This is a genomic window from Haladaptatus cibarius D43 (assembly GCF_000710615.1).
Lineage (GTDB): Archaea > Halobacteriota > Halobacteria > Halobacteriales > Haladaptataceae > Haladaptatus > Haladaptatus cibarius.
This window is the reverse complement of sequence record NZ_JDTH01000006.1, coordinates 1-13459: the sequence shown is the minus strand read 5'-3', so window position 1 is coordinate 13459 and position 13459 is coordinate 1. Positions and strand designations below refer to the sequence as shown.

At 59.5% G+C, this 13459-nt stretch carries 9 protein-coding genes and 1 pseudogene; 7 read left to right on the top strand and 3 right to left on the bottom strand.

Features of this window, described 5'->3' with window-relative positions; genetic code table 11:
• Positions 1–1739: pseudogene (locus tag HL45_RS15940) on the bottom strand (MutS-related protein).
• A gap of 172 nt (positions 1740–1911) precedes the next feature.
• Between HL45_RS15940 and HL45_RS15935 the strand changes: the two are divergent.
• Together HL45_RS15935 and HL45_RS15930 are read left to right on the top strand one after the other, a co-directional pair.
• The gene (locus HL45_RS15935) at positions 1912–4605 is read left to right on the top strand and encodes a PAS domain S-box protein (RefSeq protein WP_233274815.1); all 2694 of its coding nucleotides are present in this window, start codon (positions 1912–1914) and stop codon (positions 4603–4605) included.
• Between the two features lie 30 nt (positions 4606–4635).
• A complete protein-coding gene (locus HL45_RS15930; RefSeq protein WP_049972188.1) occupies positions 4636–5913 on the top strand; it encodes a TIGR00341 family protein in 1278 nt (425 codons plus the stop codon).
• On the opposite strand, the gene HL45_RS15925 is transcribed toward HL45_RS15930, so the two are convergent.
• Positions 5879–7024, bottom strand: coding sequence for a hypothetical protein (locus HL45_RS15925; RefSeq protein ID WP_049972465.1), 1146 nt, complete (start codon positions 7022–7024; stop codon positions 5879–5881). The genes HL45_RS15930 and HL45_RS15925 overlap by 35 nt on opposite strands.
• Before the next feature lie 172 nt (positions 7025–7196).
• Between HL45_RS15925 and HL45_RS15920 the strand changes: the two genes are divergently transcribed.
• The 5 genes from HL45_RS15920 to HL45_RS15900 all read left to right on the top strand — a co-directional run bounded on the left by HL45_RS15920 (position 7197) and on the right by HL45_RS15900 (position 12550).
• Positions 7197–8369, top strand: coding sequence for an ABC transporter substrate-binding protein (locus HL45_RS15920; protein WP_049972464.1), 1173 nt, complete (start codon positions 7197–7199; stop codon positions 8367–8369).
• Positions 8370–8730: 361 nt separating this feature from the next.
• A complete protein-coding gene (locus HL45_RS15915; RefSeq protein WP_049972187.1) occupies positions 8731–9822 on the top strand; it encodes a FecCD family ABC transporter permease in 1092 nt (363 codons plus the stop codon).
• Entirely contained in the window at positions 9822–10637 is an 816-nt protein-coding gene (locus HL45_RS15910; RefSeq protein WP_049972186.1) for an NAD(P)/FAD-dependent oxidoreductase, read from the top strand. The genes HL45_RS15915 and HL45_RS15910 overlap by 1 nt, the downstream gene beginning before the upstream one ends.
• Positions 10634–11512, top strand: coding sequence for an ABC transporter ATP-binding protein (locus HL45_RS15905; protein ID WP_084157055.1), 879 nt, complete (start codon positions 10634–10636; stop codon positions 11510–11512). The genes HL45_RS15910 and HL45_RS15905 overlap by 4 nt, the downstream gene beginning before the upstream one ends.
• A gap of 231 nt (positions 11513–11743) precedes the next feature.
• Positions 11744–12550 carry a lamin tail domain-containing protein gene (locus tag HL45_RS15900; RefSeq protein ID WP_049972185.1) on the top strand — a complete coding sequence of 269 codons (807 nt, stop codon included), beginning with the start codon at positions 11744–11746 and terminating at the stop codon, positions 12548–12550.
• 71 nt (positions 12551–12621) lie between these two features.
• On the opposite strand, the gene HL45_RS15895 is transcribed toward HL45_RS15900, so the two are convergent.
• On the bottom strand, positions 12622–13459 hold an 838-nt coding region (locus HL45_RS15895; RefSeq protein WP_049972184.1), incomplete at its 5' end, for a M24 family metallopeptidase.

The following is a 13459-nucleotide window of genomic DNA, read 5'->3' as shown; positions in this document are numbered from 1 at the left end:
TTACTTCTCCTGCTCTTCCGCCCACGAACTCAGCGTCTGCTGAACCGCCGCCTCGCCCACCGCCCGCCCGAGAACGTCGTATCCGGCGCGTTCGCCGCGGTCGTTGGCGGAGGCGATGAGACGCGAAACGATGAACTCGGGGGTCGATTTGCCGACGGTATCGAATCTGGGCTGGTAGTCCACGAGCAGTTCTAAGTCGTCGTCCAATCCTTCCGCGAAGATGCCGTCCTTTCGGGCTTGGTCGGGAAGCGGGTTCAAATCCTCCGCGAGGTGGGTGACGAAGACGCCGAGCGCGCCGCGGTCTACCGACAGGCCGACGAGGCCGTGCAGGAGGTTAGCCGCGCTTCCGGGTTCCGTAATCGCCTCGAACTCGTCCACGAGCATGAGGGTGCGCCCGTCGTCCGTGAGCGGTGGGACGATGTTGCGAAGCGTGGATTCTAGCACCCCGGCGTTGAAACTGGCGTGTCTGCGGTGGAAGACGATGGTGTCCGAAATCGAGATTTGGGCGCGATCTGCTGGAACCGGAAATCCCATCTGGGCCAGCAGGGCGACCTGACAGAGCGTTTCGAGGAGGGTGGTTTTCCCTCCGCTGTTCGCCCCAGTCAGGACGGCAACTCGATCACCTTTCGGCGGCCCGGCGACGCCGTGCTCGCCGTTCCGTAGGTGATTGGCTGTACGTCCCCGTCCCCGTTTCCGGTTGCGAGAAACAGATTTCGTGCGTCTTCGACGGCGAACCCCTCGTCCACGAATTCGGGGCGCGTGAGCGAAAATTCGTCGGCGAATCGAGCCAACGAGAGCGAGACAGCGAGGTCGTTGACAGCGGAAACGGCGGCGTCGATGGCGTCTCTTGCGTCCTCGATTTTCGTTTCGAGTTCCGCTGCGACTGTCGATTCGCGCTCCTCGACCGTCTCTCGCTGTTCAGAAACGATTTCGCGGAGCGACCCGCCGACGAAATCCGTGGCGTCGGTGGCCTCCCCGACGGTCGCATCGCGGATGCGCTGTGGCTCGATGTCGGTTTCGCGGGCGACGTACTCGACGTAGCTCTCGCGGAACTCGTCGGGGTTTCGCACATTTTCGGATTGTACCGCTTCGAGAACGTCTAACGCATCACTTTCGAGGCGTTCGACTGCCGTCAGTTGGTCGCGGCGGCGGTCGAGTTCGTCGTCCGCACCTTCGGCGACTTGGCCATCGTCAAGTTTGCCGAGGGCACCGACCGCGGCGTCGAGGGCCGACCGGTCAATTGCCGCGACGGGAGAGAACGCGCCCTCGGTCGTGTCGGTCGCTTGCAGGGAGAGGGCCGTCTCGACGGCGGTTCGTTCGCTTCCGTCGTATTCTTCGAACGCGGCGAGTACCGATTCGCGCTCGGCGTCCGACAGGACGTTCCACGACGTGACGGCGTCCATCACCGAATCGAGTCGGTCAGACGCTTCTTCGGAGGAGCGAACCGGCGTCATGACGCGAATCCGGTCGCCAGCGTCGGGCGTCACGGCGTAGTCGCTGGCGAGGTCGAGAAGCGATTTGTAGACGGAGCGGGTGTCCCGCGTCGCCAGTACCGCCATTCCCTCGCCGCCGTTAGCCTGCCGAAGAATCTGAGTCGCCCGACCTCTCGACAAGCCTGCGTTCGAGAGGACGCGGACGGTGTTCGATTCGATGGCCTGAATCGCCCGTTCGACGCCGAGTTTGGTTTCGAGCAGGTCGCTCGTCTTCGGTCCCACGCCCCAGTAGTCCTCCAGCCTCATACCTGTCGGCTGACACGCACCGGTATTAACGATTCCCGTTCGACCGAAAGATAAAGACAGTCTATGCTGTACTAATATTATGCCCTCTAAGATAGAATCTAAACCAGAGACGAGAATCCTTCATGTTGGTGATAGCCACGTCGAAATAGGGAAGTCAGGGCATGTCGAGCGAGTGAGAGGGAAACGTGAAATTATCGAGAATCTCGAAACGGCCGACTGTATCCTCTGTGAACACGCACTGCCCGACCACGATGCGCTGTCGTCTCTCGAAACGATTCGTGAGCGCGATTCGAACCTCCCAGTTCTCGTTCTAACTGCCGACGAAACCGTCATCTCTGACGTTCTTTCGGCGGGTGCGACCGACTGCGTTCGACCCGACAGCCCGGAACTGCTAACACATCGAATCGAGCGCGCAATCGACCAGTATCGGACACAAAACAGGCAGTCACGCACAGAGGCGCTGCTTTCCAGAATACCGGACGCTATTATCACGATAGGCGAAGACGGGAGTATCAAATGTACCAACGACGGCGTCGAACGGATTTTCGGCTACGAGTCGGACGACCTCGTCGGGTCGCCGTTGACGGAGCTAATACCGGAACGACTGCAACCGACTCATCGGGAATCGCTCGCTCGATACGTTGAGACCGGCGAACAGCGAACCGATTGGGGATACGTCGAGACGACCGCCCAGCACAGAAACGGAGCCGAAATCCCGATTGCACTGTCGTTCCGCGAGGGACGGTACGACGGCGAGCGAACGATTACCGGCGTTATCCGCGACATCTCGAAGCGCAAACGGGTCGAAGCGGAACTCGAACAGTCACGCGAACGGTATCGAAAAGTGATAGAGACGAGTCCGGAGGCGATTCTCGTCGCCGATACGGAAACGGGTTCCATCATCGAAGCGAATCCGGCCGCCGAAACTCTGCTCGGACGGCCACAAAACGAACTAATCGGAATGCACCAGTCGGAAATTCATCCCGTCGAGCGTCGCGCGTTCTATCGACATATCTTCGACCAGCACGCAGAACGCGGCGGCGTCACGAAGGATGCGACTGGCATCAACATCGCCCGCCCCTCCGGAACTGAAATTCCGGTGGAAGTCAGTTCGAACGTGACGGAACTCGGCGACCAGCAGGTTCTCCACGCGATTTTCAAGGACGTGTCGGAGCGAAACGCACGCGAGCGAAGCCTCGATAGGCTTCGCTCCGCGACACGCGACCTGATGCGGGCGGAAACGAAAGACGAAATCTGCGAGATAGCGGTGTCGGCGGCGAGCGAGATACTCGATCTGTCGCTCTGTGGTATCTATCTCGTGGACACCGAAGAGTGCATCCTTCGACCCGCCGCAGTGACGGGAAAAGCAGAGGAGATACTAAGCGAGATACCCAAATCCGAGGATGAAACAGCGCTTGCGTGGTCGGTGTTCGAATCCGGCGAAGCCATCGTTTTCGAGGATGTAGAAGACGAACAGCGGGCGTACAATCCGGAAACGCCGGTCGAAACGGAACTCATCCTGCCGCTGGCCGACCACGGCGTGTTCGTGGTCGGTTCGGTGCTCGAAACCGAACTCGACGAACGCGTCCACGATTTCGCGGAGATTCTGGCGGCCAACGTGCAATCGACACTCGACCGAGCCGAGCGCGAAGAGACGCTTTCGAAGCACCGCGAAGAGTTAGAGGAACTCAACCGCATCAACGCAGTCATCCGCGACGTTGACCGAACGCTGGTGCAGGCGACGAGTCGAGAGGAGATAGAATCGACGGTCGCAGAGCGGTTAGTGACGGTGGAGCCGTATCAGTTCACGTGGGTCGGCGAGTACGACGCCAACGCGAAAAGCGTCAAACCGGTTGCACACGCCGGGGACGAGGACGGCAAAGCGTATCTCGAATCGGCCATCAGGCCGGACGACGAGTTCCGAGGGCCAGCGACGGAAGCGTTGGAAACGGAGAGCGCCGTCGTCGTCTCGGACATCGCCACCGACCCGGCGTTCGAACCATGGCGCGAGGAGTCGCTCGACAGGGGATTTCGCTCGCTCGCTGCCATCCCGATTCGATACGACGAAACGTGTTACGGCGTTCTCGTCGTTCATGCGAATCAAACCGGTGCGTTCGACGAGCGCGAGCAGTCGGTACTCGCCGAACTCGGCGAAACGATCGGCCTTGCGATTGCTGGAATCGAGAGTCGGAAGGCGCTCGTTTCCGACTGCGTGGTCGAGGTGGAAATCGAATCGACGGATGCGAACAACGTCTTCGTCCAGCTACCGCAGGAGTTGGGATGTGAACTCGACTTGCTCGGAAACACGCTCGCGTCGGACGGGGCGCTCCTCTGCTTCGTAACCGTGTCGGACGCAGAATCTTCGGACGTTATCGACTGGGTATCCGAATTCGACAGGATAACTGATAGTCGTATCCTCCACGAAGCCGAGACAGAGTGCGTCCTCGAATTACGGTACGAAAAAGCGCCGTTCGTCACGGCACTCGCGGACAGGGGTGCAACGATTGCGAGCGCGGAAGCTGACGAGAATGGCGCACGAGCGCTTATCGAACTCCCGACGACCGCGAACGTTCGGGGGATGGTCGAGGCGATTCAAGGCATGTATCCCGACGTACACGTCGTCGCACAGCGCGAACGGGACACGCCCGAACCGACCGTGACGGAGTTTCGGACAACGTTGGGAGAATCGCTGACCGACCGCCAGTGGACGGCGTTGGAGACGGCCTATCTCGCCGGGTTTTTCGAATGGCCGCGAAACAGCACGGGCGAAGACGTAGCGGCGTCACTCGGCGTGTCACCGCCGACGTTTCACCAACATCTGCGACGTGCGCAGTTGAAACTGCTTGGAACATTCTTCGACCGGTGAGGTTTTTATCATCCGCTCGGTTGTTTCGCCATGCGTCTCATCCAGGTCCTCGTTCCGGACGACTGCCGGGACGCCGTTCTCTCCGTCTTAGACGACGAGCGTATTGATTACGTCCTCACGCGCGAGGAGAGCAACGGCGACAACTCGGCAATCGTTCAGTTTCCACTCCCGGCACAGGCCGTGGATAGGGTGCTCTCTGACCTTCGGGAGGCCGGTCTATCCGACGATTACACCGTCATCGGGAGCGTGGAAACGGCACGGACGCCGAACATTCAGGAACTGGAGGACAAGTTCGTCAAGGGTGGCGACGAGGACGACAGCATCGCCACCGAGGAAATCCGCACGAAAGCGCTCGGGATGAATCCGAGTCCGGTGACCTACTACGCGATGACCGTGCTGTCGGCAATCGTCGCAACCGCCGGACTCCTGCTCGATTCGCCGGCAATCGTCGTCGGGTCGATGGTTATCGCCCCGCAAGTCGGGTCGGCGATGACGGCGAGCGTCGGCCTCGTACTGAACGACCGACACATGATTATCGACGGGTTACGTTCCCAAATTCTCGGGTTAGTCGTCGCCATCGTCAGTGCGACGATTTTTGGCTGGGCACTGAAGACGGCACAGTTCATCCCCCCGTCGCTCAACGTGGTGACGGTGAATCAGATAAGCCAACGCATTTCACCCGGCTTTCTCTCGGTGGCGGTCGGTCTGTGTGCAGGAGCGGCAGGGGCGTTAGGGCTTGCAACCGCCCTCCCGGTTTCGCTCGTCGGCGTCATGATTGCCGCGGCGCTCATCCCCGCGGCGGCGGCGGTCGGAATCGGACTCGCGTGGGGGCCGCCGGTCATCGCACTCGGCGCGTTCGTCCTGTTGGTCGTGAACGCCGTCTCCATCAACGCTGCAGGCGGTGGCGTATTGTGGATACTCGGCTATCGACCGGTCGAAGGAACGACGCTCCGAAAGGCGGCTCCGACCCTCGTCGCTGTTGCCGTCCTGCTCACCGCGTTTTCCGGGTCGGGGCTGGTGATGAGCAAGCAGATGCAGACGGAAAACGCCGTCAACGAAGAGGTTCAGTCGGTACTCGAACAAGAGCGGTACCAACAGCTCGAACTCGTGAAGATACAGGTCGAGTTCGACGACATGGGAACCCTCGACGACAGTCAACAGATTACCGTCGTCGTGCGTCGTCCGACGAACGAACCGTATCCGCAGTTGTCGGAGCGACTTGCAAACGCAGTCTCCGGACGACTCGACGGAAAAACGATAGTCGAAGTGGAGTTCACCGAGAGCCAGCGGTCAGTGGCGAGAACGTAAAGCCGTAGTTGGCCGTGATGTGGTAAGCCGACGTTCCCCAGATGTAATCCTCGCCGGGCCACCACGTCCGAGCGTTGTTGAACCCGCCGACCAGAACGCCAGTATCGGGGTTTTCCGGGTCGGGATGGTAGTTGACGCTGCCGCTGTCGCCGTCGGTGAAATCCGACTGCGACCCCCATTTCAGTTGGCCACGCTTGCACACCTTTCCGTAGGCGCAGGTCAGTCCGTCGATGGCGTGGAGGGCCCCGGTAGAGTGGCCCGACCGATACGCGACTTTCTCCAGTTTTTCGCCGCGCGCTTTGAGTTCGGCGAGTCCCTCGCGGGTGAACTGCCCGACGACGGTGGCCGGTGAGACGCCGTGAATCTCGCTCGCCGGGTGAAACCCGTTTACGGGGTCGATGCGGACGAAATCGTCGAGTTGGTAGCCTCTGCGAACTTCACCGATTTTCCGCGGGGTGTCGTCGCCGAAGACGAAGAACGATTCGCCCCGATGCTGTTCCGCATCGCCGCCGAAGACGTGGTTTGAGGTGGCGAAAAACGGGGACGTTCCGTCGTACATCGCGGGTGCGAGCGTTCCGGCAGAGTTCCGGTTGCCGCATTTGATACCGCCGGGAACCAGTTTTCCCCCGAGCGAATCGGAACTGCGGTTCCGATTCGCGTCCGTCTTCCTCGATTCGACGCGGTTCAGTTCGACTGCTACGTCGCCGACGCGTTCCGGAACTGCGCCGCCTGCTTCGCTTCCGGTCACGTCAACCGAGAGCGCGGCGTTTCGGCCGCCGAACTCCCCCGGAACGACGGCACTTCCGACCACACTCGGCAGCGAGGCAACGTCGAGTCGGCGGTGTGCGTCGAAAGCCGAGCGGAGGTTTTCGAACCAGTCCGCGGAAACCGTCGTCGTTCGCGGTTCGGAGCCGCTCCCGCGCGCGTACACGAGTGGAACTTCGTTGCGCCCTGCAGATTCTATATCGTCCGGTGTGAGTAGTGCCGCCATCGAACCGAATCCGGCCCCGAGAAGCGTCGAAACGAAGCGTCGTCTGCCCATGGTTCTAAATCGTCTGTCGAACGTCGAGCGCGTCGCTGGTCGTCGCTCTCCGTCGTTTTTGTTTCCCATCGTGTCGTCTCCCCCATTCTCGATACGCGGTACGATGGGCAAGTATTTGAAACTCGGCCGTCAAGTTCAACAAGCGACACGAAAAATTATCGAAGACACGCCGGGAGGAGATTTTAGGCCCGCCGAAAAATGGGAAGTTTTACGTATCTTTAGGTAAGCCTAAAACATGAGTATGGTAGCAGACGAGTCGAAAACCGTCACTCGACGTCGATTCATCACGGGAAGCAGTGTCGCTGGCGCGGCACTGCTTGCCGGATGTACCGGCGGCGGCGACGATAGCGACGAGACACAGACGAGTACCGACGGAACCGGTGAAGATGACGACGGGACGGGCAGTGGCGGCACGACTTCCCAGTCAGGGCCGTACTCGGTGTCGATGGAACCGGTCGGCGAAGTGGAGTTCGAATCGGTGCCGGAAACGTGGGTCGCCAACAACGGCAGTTGGGCCGACATGGGCATCGCGCTCGGACTTGAACCGCCGAAAGCAGTATGGCTGACCAGCCGATACCACACCCAGTATTACGACGAAATTCCGGGTGTGTCCGTCGACAAAAGCGACATGGTCAACCTTTCTTCGGACGGCGTAAACAAAGAGTTGTTCTACGAACTGGACGGCGACGTTCACATCATTGACCCGAACTTCCTGTTGAACCGATTCAACTGGGAGCAGGGTGACATCGACGATGTTCGCAATGATGTCGCACCCTTCTTCGGGAACAGCATCTTCTCGCGTAGCTACGACTTCCACAACGATTACAAGTACTACACGCTGTACGAAGCGTTCGAGAAGTTGGCACAGGTGTTCCAGCGAACTGACCGATACGAACAGTTTGCGTCGCTCCACGAAGAGTTCCAATCGAAAGTCGATTCGGTCGTTCCGAAGAACAAAGCCGACCGCCCCGAAGTCGCAACCATGTGGGCGTCGGGCAACGAACCGACGGCGTTCCTCCCCTACCTCATCAGCGAGGGGACGAGTTTCAAGCAGTGGCGGAGCCTGAAAGTCAAAGACGCACTTTCAAACACGTCGGTTCGTGACTTCCACAAAAACCGCGGCGAGGTCGATTACGAAACTTTGCTCGAAATCGACCCCGACGTACTCCTCTTCCGTGGTCACGAAGCGAAGACAAAAGAGGAGTTCCAGAACACCGTCGTCTCGTTCATGAAAGACCACAACGTGGCGAGCAAACTCACGGCGGTCAAAAACGGCGACGTGTACCGTGGCGGCCCGCTCTATCAGGGGCCAATCACGAACCTCGTCGTCACCGAGCGCGCGGCGAAGCAGGTGTACGACATTTCCGAACAGCTGTTCGACCGCGAGAAGGTCGTCAACATCGTCAACGGTTAAGACGAACAAGCAGTAGTCAGTGTATCGCACGCAGAACGACGCGAGCACGGTGGGCATCGCGCTCGCGTTCAATCCCATATCACAAATCACCCTTATTTTACACAACAGAGAAGAGCGAGAACACTCCCCGAAAGTCAACCGACCGATGAGCGCGAAGTGGCAGATATAATTTCAGACGAACAAATCTGAACAGAGTAGAGTATCGCGTCGGAAGACGGAAAATAAAGCAGATTTGGGTGCGGTGCGGAAAACCAAAGCTCTTATCGGCGTTTAGGGTGACCTAAAGTCAGGAACGAGGACTCGAAATCGACAAAGTGCGACCGGCGGCACTCGATTCGACCGAGTCACAAAAAGAGGATACATGAGCGAGAATTTTGAGAACGAGGTAACGAAGACGTTCGACGGGGCACTGGCGGCAGTCGCAATTGCCAGCACTGCCATCGTCGTGATTGGTGGACTGGTGCAGGTGAGTTTCGGGGCGTTTAGCATGTCGCTCGAACAGGCGTGGGGGGCGGTGTTCGACCCGAAGGTGATAACAAATCCCGACGTGCTGCTGGCGCTGCTCCTCGGGAACGAGATTCCTGTGGAGTTGAGCAGTGAAACCACCGTCGTCTGGAGCCTTCGACTCCCGCGCGTCCTCGTCGGGATTCTGGTCGGTGCCAATCTCGCCATCTCGGGAGCCATCTTTCAGGCTGTCACACGCAACGAACTGGCCAGTCCGTACATCCTCGGCGTGAGCCACGGCGCTGGTTTCGCCGTCCTGCTCACGCTCATCGTCTTCAGCGGCCTGTCGATGTTCCTGCCGATATTCGCCGCACTGGGCGGCATCGTCGCCTTCATGATCGTGTACGCAATCGCCTGGAAAGGTGGGACGAGTCCCGTCCGCCTCGTGCTGGCCGGGTTCATCGTCGGAACGATTTTCTACTCGTTCCAGCGCGGCCTGTTCTTTTTCGCGCAGGACATCGGCGTGGTACAGACCGCCCTCGCGTGGACGACCGGGTCGCTCACGGGAACCGGATGGGAACAAGTTAGAACCGCCCTGATTCCGACGCTGTTCATCGTCCCGATTTCCCTCGTCGTGTCGCGGCAGTTGAACCTCCTCCTGCTCGGCGAACGAACCGCCCGGTCGCTCGGAATGTCGGTCGAACGCGTCCGATTCATGCTCTCCACATTGGCGATTCTCGCCGCGAGCACCGCCATTTCGGTCGCCGGAATCGTCAGTTTCGTCGGCCTCATCGTCCCGCACATCGTCCGAAACGTCGTCGGAACCGACTACCGAAAACTGGTTATCGGCTGTCTGTTCGCGGGGCCTGCGCTGGTCGTCGGTGCAGACGTGGGCGCGCGCCTCGCGCTCAACCCGGTTCAGGTTCCGGTAGGCATCGTCACCGGACTGGTCGGCGGGCCGTACTTCCTCTATCTCATGCGAAAGCGACAACAACTGGGTGAACTCTGATGGTGGAAAAAGAACGGACGGAGGGCGAAAGAACGGCTTCGAACCGGGATGTCGTCATTGTCGGCGGCGGTGCGTCGGGCCTCTCCGCCGCGGTGTTTCTCGCCCGGTACGGACTCGATACGCTCGTATTCGACGGCGGAACAGCCGCGATTCGTCAGTGTGTGCATCTGGAGAACTACCTCGGCTTCCCCGGTGGAATTCCGCCGGAGACGTTCCTTGCGATGAGCCGAGAACAGGCCGAACTCGCGGGAGCAGAAATCACGGACGGGATGGTGGTCGCCGCCGAGAAAACCGACGACGGGTTTCGCGTGACGACGCAGGACGGTCGAGAAATCGAACCGAATCGACTGGTCGCCGCGTCAGTCTACGACGACGAATATCTGTCCGATTTCGAAACGGAGTTGGAGTCCGTCGAACGCGACGGGAAAACACCCGTTTCCGGACTGTACGTCACGGGATGGCTCGGCGAGGCGGAACATCAAGCCATCGTCAGCGCGGGCGACGGTGCGCGGACTGCGCTGGCGCTCGTCCGCGACGTTCGGCGAGAGGACGAGGAACTCTGGGATGAGGCCGCCGAGCACTACTACGATTGGACTGTCGAGGAGGGACGGTACAGCGGAACGAACTGGGAATGGTTGGACGATTTAATCGCCGAGCACGCGCCCGAAAGTGCGACTCCCGAAGACAAAAAGCGAATGAAAGAACGGCTCAAGCGCGAATACACCTCACTGGAGATGGACGATACGGAGCGAGTGAAACGAGCGGAGCGCGGGCGGAATCTCGTCCGAAAACACATGGAGGAAATCGAACCATGAGCGAACGAACAACCGACGACGAGCGACAGACCGACGGTGGAATGGTCGCAGAACGGAAAGAAATGGACGCTGGCGGAGAGCAGAACCCCGAAAACGCGAGCGAACTTCGCGGAGTCGATTTGGAAATCGGCTATCCCAACTCGGGTATCATCGTCGAATGTGAATCCATCGTCGTCCCGGCGGGCGAAATCACGGCCCTTGTCGGGCCGAATGGAAGCGGGAAAAGCACGCTTCTCAAGGCGATGTCGCGGGAACTCCACCCCGAATCGGGAGTCGTACAGCTCGATGGCGAGGACGTACACTCACTCGGAACCAAAACGCTGGCCCGAAAACTCGGCTTGCTCTCTCAAGAGAACGAGTCGCCCGGAAACCTGACCGTAGAAAACCTCGCGTATCACGGGCGGTACCCGCATCGCGGATTTTTCGAGTCGAAAACGGAAGAAGACCACGAGGCTGTAGAAAAGGCTCTCGAACTCGCGGGAGTCACCCACCTTCGAGACGAGGAGATGGGCAGTCTCAGTGGCGGCCAGCGGCAACTCGCGTGGATTGCGATGGTGTTGGCCCAAGATACGGACGTTCTCCTGCTGGACGAACCGACCACCTACCTCGACTTGCGCCACCAACTTCGCGTGCTGGAAGTCGTCCGAACCCTCGCGCAGGAAGAAGACCTGACAATCGGCATCGTCCTCCACGACATTTCACAGGCGGCCCGCTACGCCAACAACCTCGTCGCCCTGCGGGACGGCGAACCGTACGACTGGGGACCGCCGAGCGAAGTGGTGACCGAAGAGCTGTTGGCCGACGTGTTCGGCGTCGAGGCGACGGTCGGAATCGGCCCGGAAGGGCCGGTCGTTACTCCTCGGAGACCACTGTAATTTCGGATATATCCTCTAAATTCAACTTCGGGAAAGAATCATTACAGTAGTATATACCCCACACAATTATCATATTCCAAATCTGAATAATTTGTTATTCGGCCAATATTATATAAATATAATCGACAACATGATTATCATACGAACGAGCCGGAATTACCGCGAGACAACGAATAATTACAGTGCATCGAAATGAAATTTCCGGCACGTTCACACCTAACAGAGTAAATCATGAAATCGAAAGGACGTGGTGCAGTGATCGCGGTGGTGTTCGCGTTGCTACTGTCTGCAACCGGATTCCATCTCGTAAGCGCACAATACGCCGAGCTTGACCTCGGCATCTCCGAGGTCAACGATGAGGGAGAGTACGTCGTCATCGAAAACGAGGGTGACCAGTCGTATGACCTCTCAGGAATGACGGTTTCGTTCGGCGATAACTACGAACGATTTTCGTTCCCGTATGGAACGAGTATCGACCCGGGAGAGTCGATAACGGTCGGAACGGGTAGTGAGACGACAATCGATGCGGACTACAATGCCGGATACGACGGCACCGTTCTCTACAACGGAGAACCGGACATCGTCGAACTACGCGACGATGGCGGCATCGTGACGGCGACGCAGAGTGGTGGTGACGACAGCGAACAGGGTGCAACTGCACCCGGCGACGATGAATCGAACGGCTCCGATGACTCGGATGACACCGACGATTCCGATGATTCGGACGACAGCGACGACTCCGACGACAACGCGGACGACGGTTCGGATGGCGATGCTGGTGACGGTTCCGACGATGGCGCAGACGACGGGTCTGACGACAACACCGACGACTCGACGGACGACTCCGACGACTCCGCGACGACCCCGAAAGACGATAGCAACGACACGGACGACAGCGAAGAGTCCGACAACAGCGACGAAGAAACGATCGACGATTCGGATGAAAGTACCGACGACGATGGCTCGGACGACACGGCCGAAGACTCGGATTCCGAGGACGACGAAGCGACTGACGACGAAGACACGAACGACTGCTAGCGGATTCTAGCAGGCTCGCGAATTTTTTGAAATGAGACTGGAGGAGCGACCGACACAAATCGAGAGCTATCCTACAGCGCTTGCCACGTCCGGGGAGAATCGTTCAATCGTTCACAGCCGTCCTCCGTAACGACGACCAAATCCTCGATTCGGACGCCGAACTCGCCGGGGATGTAGACGCCGGGTTCGATGCTGAACACCATCCCGGATTGGAGTTGCAGGTCGTTCCCCGAAACGATGTACGGCCCTTCGTGAACGTCCAAGCCGACTCCGTGGCCGGTTCGGTGAATGAACTGCTCGCCGTAGCCGTAGGATTCGATAACCTCGCGGGTTGCCTCGTCCACGGATTCGGCAGTGACGCCGGGTTCGGCGGCCTCAACGCCCGCTTGCTGTGCTTCGCGGACGACACGATGAACCCGGTCGAACTCCTCCGGCGGCGTCCCCGCGAAGACGACGGTTCTAGTCTGGTCGCCCGGATAGCCGTCCACGAACGCGCCGAAATCGAGGACGACGGGGTCGCCGTACCCGATTTGACGGTCGCCATGACCGTGATGCGGTTTCGCCCCGTTCGGCCCGGAACCGACGATAGTGCCGAATGCGGGTTCGTCGCCGCCCGCATCGTTCAATCGAGACTCGATTTCCTGCGCCAGTTCGCCCTCGGTCATCCCGATTGCGTCCTCGCCGAGTTCGCGGATTTCGACGCAGACCTCGTCTGCGACCTCGCCAGCGCGTCGTAGCGCCTCGATTTCCGCTTCGTCTTTTCGCATTCGGAGAGGTTCGAGAACTTCGCTGGCGAGACCGAAGGTTGCCTCCGGAAGTGCGCTCCGGAGGTCTTGGGTGAACAGCGCCCACATCGTGTCGTCCACGAGGAGATGCCCTCCGTGAAGGTCGAACTCGTCGGCGACGTCG

Coding starts and splice junctions, on each gene's coding strand:
- HL45_RS15920 (WP_049972464.1), top strand. CDS start 7,197: ATGGTAGCAGACGAGTCGAAAACCGTCACTCGACGTCGATTCATCACG.
- HL45_RS15930 (WP_049972188.1), top strand. CDS start 4,636: ATGCGTCTCATCCAGGTCCTCGTTCCGGACGACTGCCGGGACGCCGTT.
- HL45_RS15900 (WP_049972185.1), top strand. CDS start 11,744: ATGAAATCGAAAGGACGTGGTGCAGTGATCGCGGTGGTGTTCGCGTTG.
- HL45_RS15925 (WP_049972465.1), bottom strand. CDS start 7,024: ATGGGAAACAAAAACGACGGAGAGCGACGACCAGCGACGCGCTCGACG.
- HL45_RS15905 (WP_084157055.1), top strand. CDS start 10,634: ATGAGCGAACGAACAACCGACGACGAGCGACAGACCGACGGTGGAATG.
- HL45_RS15915 (WP_049972187.1), top strand. CDS start 8,731: ATGAGCGAGAATTTTGAGAACGAGGTAACGAAGACGTTCGACGGGGCA.
- HL45_RS15910 (WP_049972186.1), top strand. CDS start 9,822: ATGGTGGAAAAAGAACGGACGGAGGGCGAAAGAACGGCTTCGAACCGG.